Here is a 23,254-nt window from a genome sequence, read left to right on the forward strand (position 1 = left end):
GCCGGGGTAGCGTGACTGCGTGATCACAAGTAGTCGCTTGAACATACCGGCAGGCATCCTTCCCGGCGTCCGCCCCAATGGAAGAGCCGCGTGATCGGCGCTTTCTACGAAGAAAGTCTCAAAGGCGGAAACGTAGACATCGAATATGCCGACGGCCGAATACGGCCGCTCTCCGCCGAGCGCTGGCTCCGGTACAACGAAGGCGACGAGCATATTCTGGCCCGATGCTGCGGGCCCACTCTCGATGTCGGTTCGGGACCAGGAAGGCTGACCGTGGCGCTCACCCGGATGGGGGTTCCCGCCCTGGGCATCGACATCACTCCCCTGGCCGTGGAGCTGACCCGCCGCGCAGGCGGCCTGGCGCTGCGCAGGTGCGTCTTCGAGCCCCTTCCAGGAACCGGGCGGTGGGCCGAGGCGCTCCTGGTCGACGGCAACATCGGCATCGGCGGCGACCCCGCAGTCCTCCTCAGGCGCCTGCGCGAACTGGTCAGGTCAGGTGGAGCGGTGATCACCGAACTCTCTCCGCCGGGTGCACAGAGCGGGGTTCACACCGTACGGCTGCGCCAGGCCGGACGCACGGGCGACTGGTTCACCTGGGCGACAGTCTCGATCGACGATATCGCCTCTCTTGCCGGGCGATCCGGGTTCCCTACCGTCGAGCGCTGGCACGCGGCGGGGCGATGGTTCGCATCCCTCTCCTGACCTCGATGACTCACGCCATGGTCTCCGCCTCGCCACACAGGGCACCTCCGGCGTCCTTATGGCGGATCCGGGTACGGACGGCAATGGCCGCGCAGGTGAGCGAACAGGGGCGGTACCTGGGCGGCCGGCCACCGTACGGGTATCGGCTGGAGCCGGATCCGGCGACCGCTGAGATCGTGAAGTGAATGTTCGGCCGGCGACTGGCTCGGCATAGCCTGGCGCGGATCACTCGTGCCCTGAACGACATGGAAGTCCCCTGCCCGTCGGCGGCGGACCGGCAGCGCAATGCGCATCGGAGTGCCGCGCGGTGGACGCTGACCACGGTCCGCGCGATCCTGGCCAATCCCCGCTATACCAGCCATGAGGTGTGGAACCGGCAGCCGTCGGCGTACGACCTGGTCGACACGTCGAATACAGGCCTGGGTCATCGCCAGGTTCAGCGGTGGAGTCCGCCCGAGGACTGGGCATCTCTGAGCGGCCCGCGCACGAGGCCCTGGTCAGCCAGAGCGACTTCGTCGCCGTTCAGGGCATCCGCGCCCCCTCCGGCCGTTCCGGTCGCACGTACCGCTTGGCCGGGCTGCTGCGCTGCGGCTCCTGCCGCCGGCGGCAGGAGTCCTGCTGGTCCGGCAATCGGGCCGCCTACCGCCGCCGGCACGGCCACACCAGCGCCTCCCACGCCGATCCGCAGCGGCCCAAGAACCTGTACGTGCGTGAGGACCACCTCGTGGCCCGCCTGCCGGCTCTCTATCTCCTCCTGACCGGGGAGCTGGTCGGCCGGGCGCCCGGAGTCGAAGAGATCATCGGCTATCTGCGTGACTGGCACATCGACCTGGTCTACGACCGGGTGCGTGGTGCTCTGTGGGCGGGGTGAGGCCCAGCGTGAGCATGTAACCGTTGGTGCGCCGGCCCCACGTCAACGGAACGTCCGTCCACGTGTGCCTCGATGCTCCCGACAACCGGAACTCGACGGGTATCCGCTCTCCAATCCGGTGTCCTTCCATTATGGCCGCCGAGGTTACTCCGTCGATTCAACGTTTTTTCCATCATTTGTCAACGACGCAAGGTGCACGATTTTCGGCATGGCGGTGTCCGACATCGCGGCCGGCTAGAACTTCGACGTGCCGGCTTTTGACACCGGCGACTTCACCAGCATCACGGGTGTAGGCAGGTGACGACAATGCGTAATTTCCCGTTCGAGCCAGGTCCTTTCGGCGGCCCTCCGCCGGAGCACCGCAGGCGGCAGTCGCACGATCCGCTGGGACGCGTGGTCTTTCCCACGAGCGACGAAGCCGTACTGGCCGTCCGCTACGAGGACGTCCGGGCCATTCTCGGCAGCGCCTCCTTCAGCGTGGAGGCGCTGCGACTCGGGCACGCCGACGCGGATCTGGCCCTCGCGCGGGACGCGCCGCCGCGTTTGGTGGGCTCCCTGATGAACTCGGACCCGCCGGACCACACGCGCCTGCGGCGCCTCGTCGCGGGATTGTTCACACCAGCCCGGATAGAAAACCTCCGGCCCCGTGCAGTTCGGCTTGCGAACGATCTCATCGACGACATGGGAACGCCTCCCATCGATTTCATCGAGGCGTTCTCCGAACCGTTCTCGGCGCACCTCATACTGGATCTCCTCGGCACCCCGGAAAACGGCCGCGAAGAACTCGTACGTCATTTCGATGGCTTCACCTTCACCAGTTCCCTCACCCTTGCCGAACGCGCGCGAAAAGCTCAGGAGTTCAACAGGCACGTCATCGCGCTGCTTATGAGGGCGCGATCGGCCGGGTCCGTCAAAGGTCTGGTCGGCGCCCTGGCGGACGCGCGTGGAGGGGACGGCAAGCTTAGCGAGGAGGAACTGCACGGCCTGATCTACGCGATTGTCACGGTCGGGCACGGGACAGCGGTAGCGACGCTGACCAGAGCGGCGTGCACGCTCCTGCGCCACCCTGACCAGTTCGACCGGCTCGCCGCCTTCTCCGCCCACGTGCCGTCCGCGGTGGAGGAATTGCTCCGCCTCGACATTCCCGGTGAGGGCGGGCAGCCGCGCGTCGCGACCGAGAACGTCGACCTGCCCTCGGGCGCTATTCATCGAGGGGAGCTGGTGCTGCCGTCCATCGCCTCCGCCAATCGCGATGAAAAGCACTTCCCCGATCCTGACGCCTTCGACATCCTCCGCTCGCCCAACCCGCACATGACCTTCGGCTACGGTCACCACTACTGCCTGGGGGCCAGCCTGGCCAGGATGCAACTCCAGGTCATGGTGGGGCAACTCGTCGAGCGCGTGCCGACGTTGCGGCTGGCCGTGCCGGCCGGGGAACTCCTCTACACCAACGACGGTGCCACCAGGGGGCTGACCTCGCTTCCTGTCGCGTTCGACGCTCTCCGACCGACGACGACCGACGACAACGGGACAGCAGAAAGGACCACGAAATGACAGTGACCACGGCCATCGACGACTTCTTCGACCGTGAGCTGGTCAGGGAGAACTTCGGGGTGTCGGCCTCGTTCCTCCGTATGGAGGAGGAGCTCAGGAACACCAGAGAGGCGGAGGAGCTGAAAACCAGGACGCCCGACGAGCGGAAGCCCTTCGGTTACGCCTTCGACCTCGACGGCACCATCGACATCGACGCGGTGACGCAGTACGAGGTCATGGCGGTCGACCCGGCGACGCATCGCTACGACCCCGAGGCCCAGATCTGGTCGACCTCGCACGACTCCACGCAGATCCATTCCGCGCTGACCTTCTGCTTCCGAGGCACCTGCGGCTATTACTGGGGGTTCGACAACAACATCGACGACGGCTACTGAGCCTTCGGAAAACTGCCCCGCACGCCGGGACAGCACAGACCGATCTCCGGGCCGGAGTGGGCCCGGAGATCGGGAGCCGGTGACACGAGGCCCGAACCAGCCCCTCTCCCATCCCGTCAACGCCACAGGTACTGAGAATGCCGGAACCTATCGTCCTCGTCCTGACACAGGAGTTCGACGTCACCGCCGACAGTGTCGTCAAGATACTCAACGAACGCGGCGTCACGGTCTTCCGCTACGACACGAGCTACTTCCCGCGGAACTCGACGCTGACCTACCGGTCCACCGACGCCGGCTGGCGTACGACACTCGTGGACACCACTTACGGTCGTCGCTCACTTCGCCTCGAAGAGGTCACCTCCGTCTGGTACCGGCGGCCGACGCCTTTCACAGCCGACCCCTCATTGGCGGAGGCGCACCAGGAGTTCGCGGTGAAGGAGAGCGCCCACGCCATGGGCGGCGTCCTCACCGCGCTGCCCGCACGATGGGTGAACCTGCCGGCCGTCGAGCAGCGGGCGCACTACAAGCCGCTGCAGTTGCAGGTCGCACGTGATGCGGGGTTGCGCATCCCGAAGACGATCATCACCAACGACCCGGAGGAGGCCCTGCGCTTCCACCGGGAATGCGGCGGGGCCGTCATCTACAAGGCGCTCAACAGCGGCCTGCTGCACGAGCCGGGCGGCTGGCCGAGGGGATTGCTCACCACCGCGCTGCCTGAGCTGCCGCTGGACATCCTGCCCCGGGTGCGCTACTCGCCGTGCATATTCCAGGAGCACGTCGACAAGGCGTACGAACTGCGGATCACCGTCATCGGAGAAAGGCTCTTCCCCGTTCGCGTCGACAGCACCGATGACGATGGCGAGCCACAGGTTGACTCCCGCAACTTCCTCGGGACCATCCGCTACACCCAGGTTGCGCTTCCCGAAGAGGTCGAGAAACGGCTCAGACGGGTGATGGACCATTTCGAGCTCGCCTACGGCGCGATCGACGTCGTGGTCGATAGGGCGGGTGAGCACTACTTCCTGGAGGTGAACCCCGCCGGGCAGTTCGTTTGGCTCGACGATGAAACCCCCGGGCTGAACCTGGCCGCGGCCATGGCCGACTACCTGTCTGGCCAGTCGGACTAGCCGGCGGCCCACGCCAAGCGTGGAGAAGGGAACGGGCAGCGATCGTGCTACACGAACCCCCGCCGACCCTGGACGAGCCGAAGCAGGAGGCGCCGGCCGGCGAGCCGGTGGACCCTACGGAAGCGGGGTCGTCGGCGGGCGCCGGCTCGACCGAGCTCGCCCGCGACTCCTGGTGGTACCACGAGGAGTCGCGGCCCCAGGCGGGACTGATGACGATCCTGGGACGGTTGCCGGCCCTCGTCTCGGCGGCGCTCAGGCTGGCATGGACGGCCGACCCTGTAGGCACCGCCTGCACGATCGGGCTCAACCTGGGCGCGGGCCTCCTCAGCGCGTTCGGCCTGCTCGCCACCACCGGTATCCTCCACGCCCTGTTCACCGGCGGCCCCGCACCGGAGCGGCTGCTCGCGGCCGTGCCCGCGTTGATCGGGGCGGCGGCCGCTCTGACCGCGCGCTCACTCCTGCAGTCGGCCGCCGCCTGGACACAGTCCAGGCTCAGGCCGAAGGTGGACCGCCTGGCGGACCGGCGTCTCTTCGAGCTCACCACCGCCGTCACGCTCAGCGCGATGGACGACGCCGAGTTCTACGACGCCATGCAGCGGGCCCGCAGCCGCGGTGCCCGGGGGGCGGCCCTGGTGGTGGACGCGGGCGTCGGCCTGCTCACGGCCGCCGCCGGTCTCGCCGCGGCGGCGGGCACGCTGGCCGTCCTGCACCCGGTGCTCCTGCCGCTGCTGTTGGTCAGCGTGCTGCCGGCTGGATGGGCGACGGCGCATTCCGCGCACATGCAGTACCAGGTCATTTACATGTTGTCGACCAGCATGCGCCGACAGTGGATCCTCGCCGACCTCATGGCCGACCGCCGCCCGGCTGCGGAGATCCGTGCCTTCGACATGCGGGAGTTCCTGCTCAGTCAGTACGACCACGTCGCCCGCCTGTCGGAGGAGGCGCACGTTGAGCTCGCCCGCCGCCAGGCCGTGGCTCGGGTCGCTGGGGAGGCGGCGAACGGTGTCGTGGCCGGGCTCGTCTACGCCGCGCTGGGCGCACTGCTGTGGACCGGAGCGGTTCCGCTGGCAATCGCGGGCGGTGGAATCCTGGCCGTCCGCCTGGGCAGGTCGTCGTTGTCCGCCCTGGTCGGCGCGGCCAACGACGTTTACGACGAAGGTCTCTACTTCTCCGACTACCTGGACTTCTGCGAGGAGGCCGAACGGCGCTCGTCGCGGCACCGGCGGGGCCTGCCGGCGCCGGACTTCGCCGACGTGGAGCTGCGCGAAATCTCCTTCGCTTATCCAGGGACCGGCAGGCCCGCGCTCAGCGACGTCTCCCTCACGATCAGAAAGGGCGAGATCGTCGCTCTGGTGGGGGAGAATGGCTCGGGCAAGACCACCCTGGCGAAGATCATCGCCGGTCTGTACGAGCCCGACTCCGGGGTCGTCTTGTGGGAGGGAACTCCGTTGGCCCGGCTCGACCCTGGCGATGTACGCCGGCGGATTGCCATGATCCCCCAGGATCACACGCCGTGGCCGCTCACCGCCCGGCAGAACATCGCCGCCGACGCGGATGCCGACCAGGACGCCGTCGTCGCCGCGGCCGAACTCGCCGGCATCCACCGCACCATTGAGGACCTGCCCGAAGGGTATGACACCCTGCTCGATCCGCGGTTCAAAAGCGGTCACGAGCTGAGCGGCGGGCAGTGGCAGCGTGTCGCTGCGGCCCGCGGGTTCTATCGCAGAGCGCCTCTCCTGCTCTGCGACGAACCCACGGCCGCGCTCGACCCGCGGGCGGAGCACGCCTTTTTCGACGCTGTCCGCCACTCCGCCTCCGCCGACCCCGCCGATCCCCAGACCGTCATCCTGATCACGCACCGGCTTACCAGCGTGCTCATGGCGGACACGATCCACGTCCTGGCCGAGGGCCGCATCGCTGAGAGCGGGACACACGCGGAGCTCATGGCTCTCGACGGCGTCTACGCGGCGCTCTTCAAACTCCAGGCCGAGGCGTACACGCCCTGATCACCTCCTCCGCTTCAGGCATGACACCCATGCGCACCTTCGATCTGACGAAAGGTCTCTCGCCCATGCCTCGCGCTCCTCTGCCCGAGCACCTCGTCGCGGCTCTGGTCCGTCCGAACCCCTGCGTCATCGCCATGCTCGGCCGGGGTGGCGCGCCCGTCTCTGTGGCCACCTGGTACTTATGGGCGGATGGAAGAGTACTGGTCAGCATGGACGCCCAGCGCAGGCGGCTCGACCATCTGCGGGCCGACCCCCGGGTCTCGCTGACGGTGCTGGACGCCGCAAGCTGGTACAGCCACATCAGCCTCCAAGGACGGATCGTGTCCCTCACCGACGATGCGGACCTCGCGGACATCGATCGCATCTCCCACCACTACATGGGCATGCCGTACGCCGATCGCGAACGACTCCGGGTGAGCGGCTGGATTGAGATCGACACCTGGCACGCGTGGGGAGCGCTCGCCGGTCAGCCCGCGAGAGCGGCGAGTAGGAGCAAGGCGACGGTCACGACCGCGAGCACCCCATGACCAGCGTCCACCTGCACGGGAAAGTCGCTCTAGGTTGGAGCCGGCACGCCGCGCGCAGCAGGGCGAATGGGAGTATCACCATAGAGGTGGCCGGAAAGACGCTCGACGACTGTGACCAGCGGATGACCCGTTACAGGCCGTCCCCGCAAGCGGAATCCCCGAGGTCCTCCGGAAAGCCGGCCCGGCGGACCGGAACGATCTGTACATGCGAACGGGCCCTCACCTCGTCTCGTCTATGCCCCCTCTGAAAAAGAGATCACAGTGAGGCGAGGCCCCCGCCTGCCAGAGTGCGTGTCCGAGAGGGAGCCGGACCCCAGGTCAAAGACCTGGCGCCGGGTGACCGGCGAACGTTTCCCCGTGATCGTTGATCGCGCTGTGTAGCTGTTGATGTAGGCAAGGTCCCGGTACCTGCCGTACTTCGGCTCGCAGCTCAGAGCCGTGCTCGTGGGCGCGTGGTCAAGAGGCGAAGCGCGTCGCAGGGTTCGAAGCGGGGCCGTGATGCCCGCGCGGGACGACGGCTGGGTTGAAGGTTTCCCAGACGAGCATGAGGGGCATGTCGGCGGCGCGGATGAGGTAGGCCTTGGACGCGGTTTCGCGCTGGTTTGCGCTCCAGCGGGCCAGGCCGGTGCAGCGTAGGTGGCGGCTGTGATCGATGTCGTGGGCGATCAGGTTGAGTCCGAGTGGCTGGGCGGGGTCGGTGGCGATGCGTTGCATGAGGGGAGTGCTCGGTGGGGTGATCACCTCGTTGCGGGAGAGTGGTGTGTCGTGGTGATCGTGTAGCAGTGAGCGGCGAATGGTGACGGTGGCGTCGCTGGTGAGCTGCAGCAGGGCTCGCACGTCGGCGGGCATGCCGGCGGCGGGTTGGTCGGTCAGGCTCTGCAGGTGGACGCTGATCGGCCCGCCGGTGAGCGCTTCGAGCAGCAGGGTGGTCGAGCCGTCGCTGGCCAGCAGCATGCGGGTGATCGCGCTGGTGAAAGAGCTGGCCGGGACCGGCAGCAGGCCTGCGGGCCGGTAGGCCGGAGAACTGGTGTGCAGCCTGTGGGGCGGGGTCGCGTGGTCGGCGGGCGCGTCCTGCGGGCCGCCCGCGTCGCGAAGAGCGTGGGCGGGCGGCGGCGAGGCTGGTGGGCTGTGCGTCATGCCGGCTGGTTGGCCAGCAATTGTCCTGGGGTGTTCGCCGAGTCGCTGACGTAGTAGTCCCTGATGGCCGCTGACCAGGCGTCGGTGGTGATACGGCCGCGCTGTCCTGCCAGCGCGGCGAAGAGCTGTCGCACGTGCGGCGGGGCGAAGCCGATGGCCGTCATGCAGGCGATGAACTCGCCCTGTTCGACCTGTCCGTCGTCGTCGGTGTCGGCCAGGGCGACCAGGGCGCGGGCGTACGGCGAGCCGTACTGGTCGAAGTGGGCGGCGTCAGGGATGGCCGCCGCGTACTCCTGGAAGGTGACGGTTGCGTCGCCGTCACGGTCGCAGGCCGCGGCCAGGCCCTGCCAGAAGGTTCTGCATCCTTGCGTCAGGGCGTGGGCTTTGGCTGAGTCTCGGTCGGCGCTGAGGGAATCGAGAACGCGGTCGGCGAGCAGGGCGAAGTCGTCGCCCTGCAGGTGGCCGTCGCCGTTGGTGTCCAGCAGGGCGAAGCGGGTGCGAAGGCGGATCAAGCGATCGGTGGGGTCCGTCGGCATGTCGTGTCTCCTCGTTGGGCGGAAAGAGCGACGGAGGGTTGGCGACACCGCCTCAACCTCCATCGCTCACTGAGTGTAATGTTAAAACTACTCTTGGCAACGATGAGGTAATGCCTTCTATCTGGCACACAGACCCAGACCGCTAGGGAGGAGCATCCAGGTGACCCGACCGGCTTCAGCGCCACACGATTCCCCCTATCTCCTCGGCGCCTCCAGCGCCGAACACCGGCGACTGCTGGCCCAGGGCACCCTCCTGCGCGAGGCCGCACAACACCTCCTCGGCCGCCTTCCGCTGCCCGCACCGGCCCGCGCCATCGACGTGGGCTGCGGCCCCTTGGGTATCTTGGACCTGCTCAGCGACAGGGTCGGCCCGCACGGCACTGTCGTCGGCCTCGACAACAACGAGCAGATGATCATCTGGGCACGGCAGTCCATCGCTCAACTAGGCCTGGCCAACGTCACTACCACGCTGGGCACGCTTCAGGGCGACAGCCAGCCGGCCTTCGATCTGACCCACTGCCGGCTCCTGCTGATCAACAGCACCGACCCGGCGGCGATCGTGGCCTCGATGGCCGCAGCCACCCGCCCCGGCGGCTGGATCGCCGTACAGGAATACGACTGGGCCACCTGGCACTGCGACCCACCCCACCCTGCCTGGGACACGCTCAAAACCCTGCTCGCCCCGGTCTTCGGCGGGGACGTGCACATCGGCGCCCGGCTGGCGAGCCTGCTGCGCGATGCCGCAGGCTGCCAGGACGTCCACACCGCAGCGCACGCCCACTACTGGCGTGCCGCCAACCCCTGCCAAAGGCTACTGCTGCACTTCGTCGACCTGTTCGACGAGCGGCTCCGCGCCTGCGGCATCGCCCCGCACACCCTGGCCACCCTGAAGCGCGAACTCGGCGACCATCTCGCCCGTCCGGCCACCGTCGTGCGCGAGAGCCTGCTGGTACAGGCATGGGGCCGCAAGCCCTGACACGATCCGTTGGCCGCCGAGTCGTCCCAGCTCAGGAGATCGATCAGCTCACAGCAGATCTGCCCCAGGCAGATCGCGTCACCCCTGGTCCGAAACGCTGCACATGATGGACGCATGAGCGAAGAATCAAAACTTCCGCTGTTGAACGCGCAGGTAAGACGCGAGCTTTATGAGCAGCGTGTTCTCGTTCTCGACGGCCCTCTCGACGATGACAACGGGACGCTGCTGGCCACGCAATTGATGACACTCGCCACGCAGGACGCGTCGACCGACATCGCATTGTGGATCCACTCCCCGGGCGGCTCGGTTCCCTCGATGCTGGCGATTCGCGACGTCATTCGACTCATTCCCTGCGACGTATCGACCCTCGTGTTGGGCATCGCCTACAGCGCCGGGCAATTCCTGCTGTCCTCGGGAGCCCGCGGGAAGCGCCGCGCTCTGCCGCATTCACGCGTCCTGATGCACCAGGGCTCGGCGGGAATCGGCGGCACCGCGGTTGACATCGAACTGCAGGCCAACGACCTTCGGCATACGCGCGACACAGTGCTCGGCCTCATCGCCGAGGACACGGGGCAATCCGTCGGGCGCATATTCGAGGATTCCCTGCACGATCGTTGGTACACAGCGCAAGAAGCACTCGACTACGGCTTCATCGATGCGATCGTGCAGAACTTCAGCGAAATCGCGCCCCACCATCGCCCGCGGCCCGGATTCGGCATCACCGAAGGAGTCGGCAAGTGACCTCATATACGATCCCGAACGTAATCGCCCAAAATCCTCGTGGCGAGCGGATCATGGATGTCTACTCGCACCTGCTCACCGAGCGAATCGTCTATCTGGGCACCGCCATTGACGCGGGCGTCGCGAACGCGCTCATCGCGCAGCTGATCTTTCTGGAGTCGGACAACCCCGATGCCGAGATCCAGTTCTATATCAACTGCGAAGGCGGCGACCCGAGCGCGATGCTCGCGATCTACGACACGATGCGTCATATCCGCCCGCGGGTCTCGACCACCTGCGTCGGACAGGCCGTCGCCGTGGGCGCTGTCCTTCTCGCCGCAGGCGCCGAGGGAAAACGTGCCGCTCTCCCACACGCACGGGTGATCTTGCACCAACCGGCCGCTCAAGGGCGCGGAACGATCCCCGATCTCATCTTGCAGGCTGACGAGGTCGTACGTGTCCGGGCGGACATTGAGCGCATCCTGTCACGCCACACCGGCCAGACGATCGAGACCCTACGCGCCGACACCGATCACGATCGCGTGTTCACCGCGACCGCGGCCTTGGAGTACGGGCTCCTCGACCAGATCATCGAGGAGCACTCCTAACCCCGCGGACAACCCGGCAAGCCGCGCTATGCGGCCAGCGCGTACGCCGTCGCCGCCGAGCAGGTAGCGCCTCTCGACACGCTGTGCTGGGCGGGGCGCAGGCTCTCGGCCACGGCAAGGGTCAGATCGACCAGGGTCACATCCAGCGCTCCGGCGACCGCAGCGATCATCTCGCTCGACGGCTCTTTGAGCCCTCGTTCTATCTCGGAGAGATATTGCGGTGAGACTCCGGCGCGACTCGCCGTCTCGCTCAACTTCTCGCCTCGCTCGTGGCGAATGCCTCGCAGACACTCACCGAGCACCTGCCTCCACAGGCGCTCGCGAACCGGAGAGAACTCGGGGGCGGTCCGATCGATCGCGGGACGCAGCGGCGGGATGGAGGAGGCCATGCCTACACCATAGGGAGACCTCACGTTCGAGTCCTGTCGGCTTCGCGTAGAGCAGAACCAGTCACTGGCCCCTCCGCCCGCTCACGAGTGGGCGCCGCGGCGGCGACCACTCGGTAACACCGGTCACCCGGCCACGTGACCAGGGCGCACACCGCGCTCTGCAAAGTGAGGCGGGGTCCGGAAGCCGGGTTGCGGTCCTTCCAACGCCAGGCCGGCCACTCGTGTGAGGCGCGGGCATCCTGAACGCCCGCCATGTCAGTCGCCGGTGCTGACCGCCGTGGCCCGACCATGTCCGTGACGGTTCAGGTGGAGACTTTCCACTCATGGGTCAGCCAGGCCAGATCCGCTTGGTGGCGCTCGCGGGCGAGACGCTCACGTTCGAACAGGGCTTCGGTCTTGGTCAGTACCAGGGTGTACGGACGGCCCTGCCGCCTGGTCTCGTGATGGACCGGCAGCTCAGTCTCATCGATCCTGGCGTGGACATGCCTGCGCCTGTCCTTCGCGAGCGGCCAGTCGAGAGCGCGTCGCCCAGGGTCTCGGAGAAACGTGCCGAGCGTCTCGCACAGCTCGCACGCGCATCCGGTGGGCAGCTCGATCGACCAGTCGCCCGGCGGTCGTTGTGGCTGCGCCAGTAATGTGCGGATTCGATCGGCACAGGAGAGGGCCAGCTCGTCGAAGCCCCTTTGGCGCGTCCCGGCGGCACGCAGCGTCGCCATCGCCAGGGCGTGCGCCCGATCACCGGCCGTTCGCACGAGCTTGTGGGCGTTCTCCAGAACGCCCGTCGATCCCAGCCCGGCCGCGGCCGCGATGATCCCGGAGCACGGCGTACCCAAGGCGGTCAGCCATGCTTGCCGCCGGGAGGTGAGCGGCCCGTCGAGCGCTGGAGCGACATGGCCCGCGAACATCGTCCATGACAGTTCGACGATGCGGCGGGCGGCTGCGGTGGACGCGTTCCCCTCCGCCGAGAGCGCGGCACACAGCCGTGGGAGATCTTCGAACCACTCCAACGGTGCCTGGGCGAGGCCGTAGGAGCCGGGTCGCCAGCCCTCTGTCCAGTGGCGCAGCAGGCCGTCCGTCCAGGTGTCGCCGTAGTGCGCGGCCAGGGCCGCGAATACCGGACCATGAGGAGGGACCAGCCGCTCGAGCGCGAACGGCCGCAGCAGCATGGCGGCGACCTGCGCGTCATCCAGCTCCCTGGCCGCTTCCAGCGCCTTGCCGACCAGTTCGGTCTGGCCGGGGTAACGGCCGGCGGCGTGCCAGAAGGACTCCAGCGACCGCGCCGCCTCACGAGCCTCCCCGGTCTTCCCGGCACGGGCCGTCGCGGCGAGTTCATCCAGCGCCCATCCTGGAGACGCCTCGGCCCGGCCGGCGAAGCCCCTGGCCCCGGGGCCAGATGACCAGCGCCGCCCGCCGGTACCAGCGGTCCAGGGTGTTGCCGTAGTTGCCCATGTAGCCCTCGTACTCGGAGGAGTAGGGCGTCATGTCGGCCGTCGGGGTCGTCGAGGCCACCTCGGCGTCGCTGAGGTCCAGCGAGATGTCCTCCAATCGCCCCGTTTCCGGGCCGATCCAGTGGGCGAGGGTGGTGGAGGTCTCGATCAGGTCCTGGAGGACGTACTGCCTGTCGTTCGCGCTGCCCCGGCCCTCGTGGTCGTCGGGATCCTCGTCCTCGTGGTGGCCGTACCACGCGTCCTCGTCCTCGTCGGGGTCGTAGGCGTCCCAGGTCTCCTGGATCTCCGCGAGGGCCAGAGTGATCTCACAGCCCGCCCGCTCGGCCGCGGCCCGCAGCAGGGCGCCCCGCACGGTGTCTGATCCCTTCAGCCGGGACCAGCTCAGCCCGCGGGCGGTGTACTCGTGGTCGAGGAGGTACGCCAGCCGCGTCGGCGGTTCCCCTCGGCGGGAGCTGTAGGGCAGGACGACCGGGGTGGCGAAGTGCGTGAGAAGGCCGGCCGCGAGCTCGCTGACCAGTGGATTCTCGGCCGCCGCGGCCTGGCTGTCTCCTGTCAGGAGCAGGTTGTAGGTGAGGGTGACACGGTTGCCCGTTTTGACGGGAAGAACCTGGTGCCGGCAATCGGAGTAGAAGGCCACCAGTGAGACCGCGGTCTTCAGCCCCCGGTACTTCTTGGTCCGGCCCTGATGCTCGATGACGAGCTCGCCGCCGGTGTGCGCGGACGGCAGCGACACCACCAAGGTCGCGACCATGGCGTCGTCCTTCTCGGAGTCCTGGTGCGGGACGAAGAACTGCCCGGTCTCGTACAGGAGCATGGAGTGCAGCTCGGGCATGAGCCGGCAGTGCGGTGGCAGTCCCAGTTCGGCGCGCATCCCGTCGAGGACGGTCGTGAACGCTTCCGTCCACTGGACGCGCACCAGCTCCTTGGGGATCTCCCAGGTGTCGCGCACCTCTGGGTCGGACAGGGTCTGCTCACCCCGCCCGAACCGCGCCCGGCGGCCGAGCTCGCGCAGCTGGACGGCCTGCTCATCGGCGACGGGCTCGCGGGCCTACTGAAGTGCGGGTTCTGCGGGCGCCGTCTGGATTCGCACTGGGTGAACGGACGTCCGGGATATCGGTGCCGCCACGGCTGCACCAGCGCCAGACCTCGCGAGGCGTCCGGCCCGGAGTTCCTGTACATACGTGAGGACCGGCTGCTGGCAGAGCTGTTAGCGCATGTCGGCGGCAGAGGGCGGGAAGGGCCGATGGAGATCGTCTCTGCATGACGAGCCAATGGCCTGGCCATCGTCTACCGCGCGGCGACCCGTGTCGTAACTGAGCTCCATGCAGAAGAGCCCGCCCCTCAGGGCAGGCTCTTCGTGGGGTAATCCTGTGTCCGAGGGGGGACTTGAACCCCCATGCCCATCACTGGGCACTAGCACCTCAAGCTAGCGCGTCTGCCTATTCCGCCACCCGGACTTGGTGCCTGCACGTGGGACCGTCATCCCGCGTCGGCTCCGTAAGGTTAGCAAACTCTGAGGAGTGCGTCATACCAAGTATCGGGCCAGTCTTCCGAGACCCTCCGTATGGGGCCAGGGATGGGGTGGGCTGGAACTCCTGATGGGGGTCTCGTGACGCGGGGGTGGCGGGATTGGGAGGATCCGTCGGAGTACGTCCGGTGGCGGGCTTGGCCGATTCCTGGGTTCCCGTGGAAAAGTGCTTGCGGCGACTTTGCGTGCTGCTACGGTTACGGATCGTTGAGGGGTGAGTCCACGACCGGCCTCACGATCTGTGGGGCCGGTTCTGGAGTTCGGGAGGTCTTGTGGCAGGCACGGCGGCTGAGCGGTCGAGGGAGATGTCCCTCGCTGCGTGCCGTGCGCGCGTGTCCGCTTCCCCCGGGCAGAACACGGACGTCGACCGGAGTCGCCGGATGGCGCGGTTCGCGGCCGGTGCCCGTCGGCTCGTCGTGCGAGCGGCCTCGATCGGCGTCCTGGTGGCCGCCGGCTGGCTGCTCGCTGTTCTGTTCGGCATGCTCACCGCCGCTCCGGCGGCCGCGGATTCCGCCGCGGCGACAGGGGCGAAGGCGGCGACAAGGACCTCCGCCGTGGCGGAGGCCGAGGCAGGGTCCACCCAGCTTCCCGCTTTCGTGAGCTCCGGCGGCTTCACGGCGTCTGACAACGCCGAGGCCATGGCCGGGCGCACCGTGGCCGGGCTCAACAGCCAGCAGGATCCTGGCCTGCCCTCACCGTCCACCGCCGGTTCGATCCTCGACGGCACCAACGGCTTGGTGCCCAACGGCGGTGGCAGCGGCCCTTACGGGCCCGTTGCCGGGGATGTCGCGCGGTCGCCTCTCGACCCGCGGCTGCAGGCGCGGCGCGTTCCCATCGCGTACGTGCTGCCCCCCGTCGTCCGCACAGCGGCGGACGACCCTTCCTTCTCTCCTGACTGATCCCCGCCCGGACCCCGGTCGGCAGATTCAGCGGCGCGACCGCGCCCGGCCGGTCCTGTCCGGCACCCATCACCGGTACGTCATGGCGGAGCGTGGCCTGATCCCCTCCGCCGGCGGGTGACACGTCAGTTCTTCCGGTTCGCGAATCCCGAGGTCCCGCTGTGCGTGACCTTCGTCACCACGGCCTCAGGACGCCCGCGACCCGTTCAGGTATCCCCCCGGAAAAACCACTAGGAGCATTCATCATGCGTACGTGGGCCAAGGCAACGACACCTGCCGCCCTTCTGGCCGTGGCGGTCATGTCGTTCGCCGGCAGCGGCACCGCCCTCGCCGACACCTCCGGCGACGCCTCCGTTCTCGGCGGCAACCAGGTCGATCTGCCCATCTCCGTGCCGATCGACATCAGCGGCAACTCGGTCGCGGCGATCGGCGCCGCCGAGGCGGCCTCGCAGGGCGGCGCGACCGCCGTCACCGGCCGCGGTAACGGCATCCCCAACCGCACCTCCGGCAACGCCTCGGTGGGCGGCGGCAACCAGATCAACGTGCCGATCACCGCCCCGATCAACGCCTGCGGCAACGCGATCTCGCTGATCGGCGTGTCCGACGCCGGCTGCAAGGGCGGCGCGACCGCCCGTACGCAGGGGCGTGGCGGCGCGGGCGGCAACCGCACCTCCGGCGACGCCTCCGTGCTCGGCGGCAACCAGATCACCGCGCCCATCTCCGCCCCGCTCAACGTCTGCGGCAACGCGATCGCGATCTTCGGCGCCGCCACGGCGGGCTGCAAGGGCGGTGCCGAGGTGCACAACACCGGCCGAGGCGCGGGCGGCAACCGCACCTCAGGCAACGCCTCGGTGCTCGGCGGCAACCAGGTCGTGGCGCCGATCTCCGTTCCGATCGACGTCTGCGGCAACGCGGTCGCCGCGGTCGGCCGGGCGTTCGCCGGCTGCCGGGGCGGCTCCTCGGTGCACAACGGCGGCGGGGGTGGCGGATCGGCCTACCAGACCTCCGGTCACGTGCCCGCGCCCGGTTCGTCGGGCAACGACACCGACGGGCGGTTCGGCGTCGGCAGCGGCAACCAGGTGGTCGCGCCGATCACCGCGCCGGTCGACGTCTGCGGCAACGCCGTCGGCAACGCGACCGCGGGCTGCGTCGGCGGGACGACGGTCCGCGGGGGCGGCAGCGGCGCGGGCGGCAACCGCACCTCCGGGCGGGCCGGTGTGCTGGCCGGCAACCAGGTCGTGGCGCCCATCGCGGCGCCGGTCAACGTCTGCGGCAACGCGGTGGCGGTGCTCGGGCACGCGTTCGCCGGCTGCAAGGGCGGGGCGACGGTCCACAAGGGCGGTCGTGGCGCGGGCGGCAACCGTACGTCCGGGCAGGCGGGTGTCGGCAGCGGCAACCAGGTGGTCGCGCCGATCGCGGCTCCGGTCAATGTCTGCGGCAACGCTGCCGCGCTGCTCGGCGCGGCTGCGGCGGCGTGCAAGGGCGGCGCGAGCGTCTCTCCGCAGCACGGCGCGGGTGGCAACGTCACCTCCGGCCGGGCCGGTGTGCTGGCCGGCAACCAGGTCGTGGCGCCGATCGCCGCCCCGGTCAACGTCTGCGGCAACGCCGTCGCCGTGCTGGGCGACGCCGCGGCCGGCTGCCTCGGCGGCGCCCACGTCGGCCGCGGGCCCTACCGGATGGCCGGGAGCTTCGACCGGTTCGGGCGGGCCACCGACAAGTTCAGGACGGCCAACGGCGCGCTGCCGGGGGTCAAGGGGGCTTCGGTCCCAGGTGGCACGGGTGGTCTGCCGGTGCTGGGCGGGCTGCAGGGCGTGCCCGCGCTGAGCGGGCTGGGCGGGCTGCAGGGCATCCCGGCTCTGGGCGCCCTCCAGGAGGCCGCGGGCGGCGCGGGCGGGCTCGCCGGTCCGGGTGCGCAGACCGGTCCGGGCGTGCACGCCGGCCCGGGTGCGCAGGCCGTTCCCAGCGCGCACAAGGCGCGGGGCAGCGCGGTCGACGGGCTGAGCGTCGCGCAACCGGTGCAGGACCTCGCGACCGGTCAGGCCGCCCCCGCGCTCGCCGGCGAGGTCCAGAGGGGCGCCGATGTCGCCACCTCGCTCCCGGTGGTCGAGGACGCCTCCCGTACGTTCGGCCTGCCGCAGCTCCCCGAGCTGCCCGGCCTGCCCGCCGAGGCGCAGACCCCGGCCGTGCCGGTCGCGGTCACCCCTGCCAAGCACGGCAAGCCGGCCAAGTCCGCGATGTCGGGCAACGGTGACCGCCGCGGCCGTGGCGCCACCGGCGTTCCCGGCAACGGCCGCGTCGCGACCAGCCCGGCCCGCCCGTCCGCGCCGCTGAGCCCCGCGACCGACCTGGTCGGCTCCACCCCGATCGGCGGCGCTGTGGGCTCGGTCACCCGTGGCCTGCCCGTCGGCGACATCGGTCTGATGAGCGCCGCGCAGCCCGCCGGCGTCACCGGGATGAACTCCAGCTCGTTGCTGGCCCTGGCGCTCGGCGCCATGTTCGCCGCTTCGGCGACGATGTTCGCCACGGCTCGTCGGTTCCGGTTCGGCCGCAAGTAAGGAATCGAGTCAGGCCGTAAGTAACGCATTCGCAGGGATCTTCGGCAGGATGGCCCTCGCTCACGATCCGTGAGCGAACGGCAGAAGACGCTTTGCCCGTTCCGGGGATGTGGCCCGGAGCGGGCAAAGCCATGCCCGCGATCGGGCGGGCGTGGTCAGAGCGTGCTGCGTACTCGGATGATCTTACGGCGGAGCCGTACGTGGCGGCTGCCGTCGGGGTGGACGCGGACGCGCGCGAGCTCCCACTGACCGTACTCTGCGTGTTCGGTCAGCAGCTGACGTGCTGCTTCGCGAGTGAGGTCGCGCGGAATGAAGATATCCATGTAGGAGTAGTCGAGCACAACGATTAGTCTCCAGGGTGAGTCAGGGCGCCATGCCGCTCGATGGGCCTTATTCTGCGTGCTTGCGGGTGGACCCGGAAGCTAGTGGGTAGCCCGGGGGAAGGAAATTTCCGCGAGTCGGGTTACCTTTCAGTCTGTGCCGACTCCCGGCAGGGGGATTTGCAAGCGAACAGTGAGGTAGGAAGCAGCGTGCCAGCCAACAACGGCAGCACCGGCGGAACACGCCTGGTGATCGTCGAGTCGCCCGCCAAGGCGAAGACGATCAAGGATTACCTCGGTGCTGGCTACATGGTCGAGTCCAGCATCGGACACATCCGCGATCTGCCGGAGAAGGCCGATGACATCCCCGAGAAGTTCAAAGGCGCGCCGTGGGCGCGGCTGGGGGTCAACGTCGAGCACGACTTCGAGCCTCTCTATGTAGTCAATCCTGACAAGAAGGCGCAGGTCAACAAGCTACGTCAGCTTCTGAAGGACGCCGACGAGCTCTACCTCGCCACTGACGAGGACCGCGAGGGCGAGGCCATCGCCTGGCACCTGCGCGAGGTGCTGAAGCCCAAGGTCCCCGTGCACCGCATGGTCTTCCACGAGATCACCCCGCAGGCCATCCGCGACGCCGTGGCCAACCCCCGCGACCTCAACCTGCGCCTGGTCGACGCCCAGGAGACCCGCCGCATCCTCGACCGGCTCTACGGCTACGAGGTCAGCCCCGTGCTGTGGAAGAAGGTCAAGCCGCGGCTGTCCGCCGGCCGGGTGCAGTCGGTCGCGACGCGGCTGGTGGTCGAGCGCGAGCGCGAGCGCATGGCGTTCACCTCCGCCCACTACTGGGACCTGCAGGCGCTGTTCGACACCGGCAAGGCCGAGGAGCGGCCGCGTGACTTCACCGCCACGCTGACCGGCGTCGACGGCCGGCGGGTGGCGCAGGGCCGCGACTTCGCCAGCACCGGTCGGCTCAAGACGGCCGACGTGCTGCACCTGTCGGAGCAGGCCGCGGGCGAGCTGGCCGGACGGCTGCGCGGGTCGTCGTTCGCGGTCAGGTCCGTCGAGCGCAAGCCGTACACCCGCAAGCCGTACGCGCCGTTCCGGACCACCACGCTGCAGCAGGAGGCCAGCAGGAAGCTGGGCTTCTCCGCCAAGTACACGATGCAGGTGGCGCAGCGGCTCTACGAGAACGGCTTCATCACCTACATGCGCACCGACAGCATCACGCTGTCGGAGACGGCGGTCGCGGCGGCGCGCGCGCAGGCCATCCGCCTGTACGGCGCCCAATACGTCCCGGACAAGCCCCGCGTCTACAGCAGCAAGGTCAAGAACGCGCAGGAGGCCCACGAGGCCATCCGCCCGTCCGGCGAGGAGTTCCGCACGCCGGGCGAGACGGGGCTGAGCGGCGACATGTTCCGCCTGTACGAGCTGATCTGGCAGCGTACGGTCTCGTCGCAGATGAAGGACGCGGTCGGCGAGTCGATCAGCGTCAAGGTGGGCGGCACGTCGGCGAGCGGCGAGGACGTCGAGTTCAGCGCCTCCGGCCGGACGATCACCTTCTACGGCTTCCTCAAAGCCTACGTCGAGGGCCACGACGACCCGTCGAGCGACCGCGACGACGCCGAGAAGCGCCTGCCCAACCTGGCCGAGGGCGACGCGGTCAGCGTGAGCAGGCTCGACGTGGCCGGCCACTCGACCAAGCCGCCGGCCCGCTACACCGAGGCGTCGCTGGTCAAAGAGCTGGAGGACCGCGAGATCGGGCGGCCTTCGACGTACGCCTCGATCATCGGCACCATCCTCGACCGCGGCTACGTGTTCAAGAAGGGGACGGCGCTGGTGCCGTCGTTCCTGGCGTTCGCCGTGGTCAACCTGCTGGAGCAGCATTTCGGCAACCTCGTCGACTACGACTTCACCGCCGAGATGGAGAAGGTCCTCGACGACATCGCCAACGACCGGGCCGAGCGGGTGCCGGAGCTGCAGCGCTTCTACTACGGGGCCGACGGCGACGAGGGACTGAAGGAGATGGTCTCCGACCTCGGCGAGATCGACGCCAAGGAGATCAGCTCCTTCCCGATCAAGGGCACGGACATCGTCCTGCGGGTCGGCCGTTACGGCCCCTACCTCGACCGGGACGGCGCCCGGGTCAACGTCCCCGAGGACATGACGCCCGACGAGCTGACCGCCGAGAAGGCCGAGGAGCTGTTCTCGCGGCCCACGGGTGATCGCGAGCTGGGGCGCGACCCGGTGACCGGGCACGTCGTCGTGGCCAAGGACGGGCGTTACGGGCCTTATGTGACCGAGATCCTGCCGGAGCCGGCCGAGGACGAGACGCCGAAGAGGCGTACGAAGAAGGCCGACGCCCCGAAGCCGCGCACAAGCTCGCTGTTCAAGAGCATGTCGCTGGACACCATCACGCTCGACGACGCGCTCAGGCTCCTGTCCATCCCCCGGGTGGTCGGCGAGCTGGAGGGCGAGGAGGTCGTGGCGCACAACGGCAAGTTCGGCCCCTATCTGAAGAAGGGCGCCGACTCGCGTTCGCTGACGGCCGAGGAGGACCTGCTCACCGTCACGATCGACCAGGCCAAGGAGCTGTTCGCACAGCCCAAGCAGCGCGGGCGGCGGGCCGCGGCGGCGGCGCCGCTGCGCGAGCTGGGCGACGACCCCACCTCGAAGAAGCCGGTGGTGGTCAAGGAAGGGCGGTTCGGGCCGTACGTGACCGACGGCGAGACCAACGCCTCCCTGCGCAAGGGCGACACGGTCGAGGACATCACGATCGAGCGGGCCGCCGAGCTGCTGGCCGAGCGGCGTGAGCGGGCGCCCGCGCCGAAGAAGACCACGCGGAAGGCGCCGGCGAAGAAGGCCACGACGACGAAGTCGGCCACCACGAAGTCCACGACGGCGAAGTCCACGACGGCCAAGTCGACCACCGCGAAGTCGACCACGGCGAAGGCGGCGACGACGAAGAAGGCGCCGGCGGCGGCGAAGAAGTCCGCCTCCAAATCGTAAGTAGCATCACTTATGTGATTGTCCTGATCTTCGTCGGCCTGATCCTGCTGGCGCACTATTACCTGTGGCACCGGCTGGTGCGCTCGACGACGGCCCCGGGGCGGCTGCGCAAGGCGCTGACCTGGGGTGTCGTGGCGCTGATGCTGCTGGTCGTGGCGACGTTCGCCGGGACGCGGGCGGACTTCGGGACGTGGCTGGCCTGGCCGGGCTATCTGTGGCTGGCCCTGCTGTTCTATCTGTTCGTGTTCCTCGCGGTGCTGGAGATCCCGCGGGCGGTGGCGGCGGTGCTGCTGCGCCGGGCCGAGCGGCGGCGCGCGCCGGTGCCTGAGCCGGTCGCGGTGCTCGCGGGCACCCCGGCGCCGGACGACGTGGCGGCGGGGCTGCCCGACGTGACCCCTGACCCTGTGGAGCCGCCCGCCGGCTTGAGCAGGCGACTGTTCCTGGGGCGCGCCACCGCGGCCGTCGCCGGGGTGGGCGCGGCGGCGACGGTGGGCTATGGCGTGTCGAGCGCGCTCGGCGACCCCGTCATCGAGCCGGTACGGGTCACGCTGCCGAAGCTGGACCCGCGGCTGAGCGGGCTGCGCTTCGCCGTGGTGAGCGACATCCACCTCGGGCCGCTCACCGGCCGGTCCCACACCGAGCGCATCGTCCGCATGATCAATGGGCTGGAGGCCGACGTCGTCGCGATCGTCGGCGACCTGGTGGACGGCTCGGTCGCCCGGCTCGGCCCGCTGGCCAGGCCGCTGAAGGACCTGGAGTCGCGGTACGGGGCCTATTTCGTGACGGGCAACCACGAGTATTTCTCCCCCGGCGGCTACATCGAGTGGCTGGACGAGCTCGGCGAGCTGGGCGTGCGCCCGCTGCGCAACGAGCGGGTGGAGATCGCCCACCAGGGGGCGGTGCTCGACCTCGCGGGGGTCAACGACCTCGGCGGCGCCTCGCAGGGCGACGGCCCGGACTTCGCCAAGGCCCTCGGCGGCCGGACCTCGGGCAGGTCGACCGTGCTGCTGGCCCATCAGCCCGTGCAGGTGACCGAGGCCGCCAGGCACGGCGTGGACCTGCAGCTCTCCGGGCACACGCACGGCGGGCAGATCGTGCCGTTCAACCTCGTGGTGGGCCTGCAGCAGCCGGTGGTGTCGGGTCTGGCCACGGTGGACGGGGTGCAGGTCTACACGACCAGGGGCGCAGGCTTCTGGGGGCCGCCGGTGCGGGTCGGCGCGCCGCCGGAGATCACGATCCTGGAGCTCCGCTCCTGACGTAAGGTAATCGAGTGGTCACGAGAGGCCATCATGCCGTAGTATCCGTCCGGATACAAGAAGTGGGGTGAGCATGGTGTCCTCGGCGATGGAGGCGGCGCTGGCCGCCGGTGTCGCGGCCTGGGCCGAGCGCGGCGGGCTGCTGTTCCGGCAGGCCAGGCAGGCGGCGAGCATGAACCAGTCGGCGCTCGCCGGCCTGAGCGGCACGTCCAGGACCACGTTGTCGGCCTACGAGCACGGCAGGAAGTCGCCGACGCTGGAGACCGCGGGTCGCATCCTCGACGCGGCGGGGTTCCGGCTGGTGCTGGAGCCGAAGGTGGAGTTCGCCGCGAGGGAGACGGGCGACGGGCGCAGCTTCCACGTGCCCAGCAGGCTGGGGCGGCTGCCGGTCGCGGCGGCGCTCGGCGTGGCCCGGCTGCGCGGGCGCGACTACGACCTGGCCGACCGGGGGGAGCGGCGGGCCGCCTACGCGCTGCTGCTGCGCGAGGGCACCGCGCAGGAGGTGCGCGACCACGTCGACGGCGTGCTGCTGGCCGAGCTGTGGAACGAATTGGATCTACCATCCGATATCCACGCGGAGTGGTTGCCAGTGGTGGAGGAAGCTCGACATGGGGCCGGAGTCGTCCAGTGACGTCGTTCTCGCAGACCTGTTCGCGACGGGTGACCTGCGCGCCGGGGCGCCGACGTAATACTCTCGGCGAGCCGCCGGTCGCAG

Annotated in this window: 22 protein-coding genes, 1 tRNA gene and 1 pseudogene; 17 read left to right on the top strand and 7 right to left on the bottom strand. The window is 69.1% G+C overall.

Annotated features, from left to right (window positions below):
• Window positions 1-90: 90 nt before the first annotated feature.
• From BMW85_RS13395 to BMW85_RS13425, 8 genes and pseudogenes are all read left to right on the top strand, one after another.
• Window positions 91-702, top strand: a complete 612-nt coding sequence (locus BMW85_RS13395; protein WP_091081181.1) for a class I SAM-dependent methyltransferase — start codon at window positions 91-93, stop codon at window positions 700-702.
• Between the two features lie 185 nt (window positions 703-887).
• A pseudogene (locus tag BMW85_RS52530) lies at window positions 888-1,073 on the top strand (recombinase family protein); the annotation flags it as partial.
• Window positions 1,074-1,144: 71 nt separating this feature from the next.
• Complete coding sequence (locus tag BMW85_RS51020; RefSeq protein ID WP_245774775.1) at window positions 1,145-1,573, top strand: hypothetical protein; 429 nt, start codon at window positions 1,145-1,147, stop codon at window positions 1,571-1,573.
• A gap of 393 nt (window positions 1,574-1,966) precedes the next feature.
• A complete protein-coding gene (locus BMW85_RS13405) occupies window positions 1,967-3,127 on the top strand; it encodes a cytochrome P450 (protein WP_177240659.1) in 1,161 nt (386 codons plus the stop codon).
• Window positions 3,124-3,501, top strand: coding sequence for a hypothetical protein (locus tag BMW85_RS13410; RefSeq protein WP_143082256.1), 378 nt, complete (start codon window positions 3,124-3,126; stop codon window positions 3,499-3,501). Before BMW85_RS13405 ends, BMW85_RS13410 begins: the two co-directional genes overlap by 4 nt.
• 137 nt (window positions 3,502-3,638) lie before the next feature.
• Window positions 3,639-4,628: an MvdC/MvdD family ATP grasp protein gene (locus BMW85_RS13415; RefSeq protein ID WP_091081189.1), complete on the top strand. Its 990-nt coding sequence runs from the start codon at window positions 3,639-3,641 to the stop codon at window positions 4,626-4,628.
• Between the two features lie 44 nt (window positions 4,629-4,672).
• Window positions 4,673-6,634: an ABC transporter ATP-binding protein gene (locus BMW85_RS13420; protein ID WP_245774776.1), complete on the top strand. Its 1,962-nt coding sequence runs from the start codon at window positions 4,673-4,675 to the stop codon at window positions 6,632-6,634.
• Window positions 6,635-6,699: 65 nt separating this feature from the next.
• Entirely contained in the window at window positions 6,700-7,161 is a 462-nt protein-coding gene (locus tag BMW85_RS13425) for a pyridoxamine 5'-phosphate oxidase family protein (protein WP_091081883.1), read from the top strand.
• Between the two features lie 456 nt (window positions 7,162-7,617).
• Here the strand turns inward: BMW85_RS13425 and BMW85_RS13430 are convergent, their stop codons facing one another.
• Together BMW85_RS13430 and BMW85_RS13435 are read right to left on the bottom strand one after the other, a co-directional pair.
• A complete protein-coding gene (locus tag BMW85_RS13430; RefSeq protein WP_091081191.1) occupies window positions 7,618-8,298 on the bottom strand; it encodes a chorismate--pyruvate lyase family protein in 681 nt (226 codons plus the stop codon).
• Complete coding sequence (locus tag BMW85_RS13435) at window positions 8,295-8,834, bottom strand: EF-hand domain-containing protein (RefSeq protein ID WP_091081194.1); 540 nt, start codon at window positions 8,832-8,834, stop codon at window positions 8,295-8,297. The genes BMW85_RS13430 and BMW85_RS13435 overlap by 4 nt, the downstream gene beginning before the upstream one ends.
• Before the next feature lie 160 nt (window positions 8,835-8,994).
• Between BMW85_RS13435 and BMW85_RS13440 the strand changes: the two genes are divergently transcribed.
• From BMW85_RS13440 to BMW85_RS13450, 3 genes are all read left to right on the top strand, one after another.
• Window positions 8,995-9,810, top strand: a complete 816-nt coding sequence (locus BMW85_RS13440) for a methyltransferase domain-containing protein (protein ID WP_177240660.1) — start codon at window positions 8,995-8,997, stop codon at window positions 9,808-9,810.
• 114 nt (window positions 9,811-9,924) lie between these two features.
• Window positions 9,925-10,551, top strand: a complete 627-nt coding sequence (locus BMW85_RS13445; protein WP_091081200.1) for a ClpP family protease — start codon at window positions 9,925-9,927, stop codon at window positions 10,549-10,551.
• Window positions 10,548-11,138, top strand: coding sequence for a ClpP family protease (locus tag BMW85_RS13450; RefSeq protein WP_091081201.1), 591 nt, complete (start codon window positions 10,548-10,550; stop codon window positions 11,136-11,138). The genes BMW85_RS13445 and BMW85_RS13450 overlap by 4 nt, the downstream gene beginning before the upstream one ends.
• Before the next feature lie 26 nt (window positions 11,139-11,164).
• On the opposite strand, the gene BMW85_RS13455 is transcribed toward BMW85_RS13450, so the two are convergent.
• The 3 genes from BMW85_RS13455 to BMW85_RS13465 form a co-directional block, all read right to left on the bottom strand.
• A complete protein-coding gene (locus tag BMW85_RS13455; RefSeq protein WP_091081204.1) occupies window positions 11,165-11,527 on the bottom strand; it encodes a helix-turn-helix domain-containing protein in 363 nt (120 codons plus the stop codon).
• A 302-nt stretch (window positions 11,528-11,829) separates the two neighbouring features.
• Window positions 11,830-12,693 carry a hypothetical protein gene (locus BMW85_RS13460; protein WP_091081206.1) on the bottom strand — a complete coding sequence of 288 codons (864 nt, stop codon included), beginning with the start codon at window positions 12,691-12,693 and terminating at the stop codon, window positions 11,830-11,832.
• A gap of 163 nt (window positions 12,694-12,856) precedes the next feature.
• Window positions 12,857-13,924, bottom strand: a complete 1,068-nt coding sequence (locus BMW85_RS13465; RefSeq protein ID WP_091081208.1) for a 2OG-Fe(II) oxygenase — start codon at window positions 13,922-13,924, stop codon at window positions 12,857-12,859.
• Between BMW85_RS13465 and BMW85_RS52535 the strand changes: the two genes are divergently transcribed.
• Complete coding sequence (locus BMW85_RS52535) at window positions 13,817-14,239, top strand: recombinase zinc ribbon domain-containing protein (protein ID WP_425434330.1); 423 nt, start codon at window positions 13,817-13,819, stop codon at window positions 14,237-14,239. The genes BMW85_RS13465 and BMW85_RS52535 overlap by 108 nt on opposite strands.
• A 107-nt stretch (window positions 14,240-14,346) precedes the next feature.
• Here BMW85_RS52535 and BMW85_RS13470 read toward each other — a convergent pair.
• A tRNA-Leu gene (locus BMW85_RS13470) sits at window positions 14,347-14,432 on the bottom strand.
• Window positions 14,433-14,883: 451 nt separating this feature from the next.
• Between BMW85_RS13470 and BMW85_RS13475 the strand changes: the two genes are divergently transcribed.
• Together BMW85_RS13475 and BMW85_RS13480 are read left to right on the top strand one after the other, a co-directional pair.
• Window positions 14,884-15,402 (top strand): hypothetical protein, encoded by a 519-nt coding sequence (locus BMW85_RS13475; RefSeq protein WP_091081885.1) that lies wholly within the window; start codon window positions 14,884-14,886, stop codon window positions 15,400-15,402.
• A 245-nt stretch (window positions 15,403-15,647) separates the two neighbouring features.
• Window positions 15,648-17,957, top strand: coding sequence for a chaplin family protein (locus BMW85_RS13480; protein WP_091081211.1), 2,310 nt, complete (start codon window positions 15,648-15,650; stop codon window positions 17,955-17,957).
• Window positions 17,958-18,112: 155 nt separating this feature from the next.
• Here the strand turns inward: BMW85_RS13480 and BMW85_RS13485 are convergent, their stop codons facing one another.
• Window positions 18,113-18,298, bottom strand: coding sequence for a DUF5703 family protein (locus BMW85_RS13485; protein ID WP_020540893.1), 186 nt, complete (start codon window positions 18,296-18,298; stop codon window positions 18,113-18,115).
• 189 nt (window positions 18,299-18,487) lie between these two features.
• Here BMW85_RS13485 and topA point away from each other — a divergent pair, with 189 nt between their 5' ends.
• The 3 genes from topA (at window position 18,488) to BMW85_RS13500 (ending at window position 23,170) form a co-directional block, all read left to right on the top strand.
• Window positions 18,488-21,283 carry a type I DNA topoisomerase gene (gene topA, locus BMW85_RS13490; RefSeq protein ID WP_091081213.1) on the top strand — a complete coding sequence of 932 codons (2,796 nt, stop codon included), beginning with the start codon at window positions 18,488-18,490 and terminating at the stop codon, window positions 21,281-21,283.
• Window positions 21,284-21,297: 14 nt separating this feature from the next.
• Complete coding sequence (locus BMW85_RS13495; RefSeq protein ID WP_177240662.1) at window positions 21,298-22,539, top strand: metallophosphoesterase; 1,242 nt, start codon at window positions 21,298-21,300, stop codon at window positions 22,537-22,539.
• Window positions 22,540-22,612: 73 nt separating this feature from the next.
• Complete coding sequence (locus BMW85_RS13500; RefSeq protein ID WP_245774812.1) at window positions 22,613-23,170, top strand: helix-turn-helix transcriptional regulator; 558 nt, start codon at window positions 22,613-22,615, stop codon at window positions 23,168-23,170.
• The last annotated feature ends 84 nt before the right edge of the window (window positions 23,171-23,254 follow it).

The organism is Nonomuraea wenchangensis, from assembly GCF_900111685.1.
In the GTDB taxonomy this organism is placed as follows: domain Bacteria; phylum Actinomycetota; class Actinomycetes; order Streptosporangiales; family Streptosporangiaceae; genus Nonomuraea; species Nonomuraea wenchangensis.

Coding starts and splice junctions, on each gene's coding strand:
- BMW85_RS13455 (WP_091081204.1), bottom strand. CDS start 11,527: ATGGCCTCCTCCATCCCGCCGCTGCGTCCCGCGATCGATCGGACCGCC.
- BMW85_RS13500 (WP_245774812.1), top strand. CDS start 22,613: ATGGTGTCCTCGGCGATGGAGGCGGCGCTGGCCGCCGGTGTCGCGGCC.
- BMW85_RS13425 (WP_091081883.1), top strand. CDS start 6,700: ATGCCTCGCGCTCCTCTGCCCGAGCACCTCGTCGCGGCTCTGGTCCGT.
- BMW85_RS13480 (WP_091081211.1), top strand. CDS start 15,648: ATGCGTACGTGGGCCAAGGCAACGACACCTGCCGCCCTTCTGGCCGTG.
- BMW85_RS13445 (WP_091081200.1), top strand. CDS start 9,925: ATGAGCGAAGAATCAAAACTTCCGCTGTTGAACGCGCAGGTAAGACGC.
- BMW85_RS13475 (WP_091081885.1), top strand. CDS start 14,884: ATGGCGCGGTTCGCGGCCGGTGCCCGTCGGCTCGTCGTGCGAGCGGCC.
- BMW85_RS13410 (WP_143082256.1), top strand. CDS start 3,124: ATGACAGTGACCACGGCCATCGACGACTTCTTCGACCGTGAGCTGGTC.
- BMW85_RS13415 (WP_091081189.1), top strand. CDS start 3,639: ATGCCGGAACCTATCGTCCTCGTCCTGACACAGGAGTTCGACGTCACC.
- BMW85_RS13460 (WP_091081206.1), bottom strand. CDS start 12,693: ATGCTGCTGCGGCCGTTCGCGCTCGAGCGGCTGGTCCCTCCTCATGGT.
- BMW85_RS13435 (WP_091081194.1), bottom strand. CDS start 8,834: ATGCCGACGGACCCCACCGATCGCTTGATCCGCCTTCGCACCCGCTTC.
- BMW85_RS13430 (WP_091081191.1), bottom strand. CDS start 8,298: ATGACGCACAGCCCACCAGCCTCGCCGCCGCCCGCCCACGCTCTTCGC.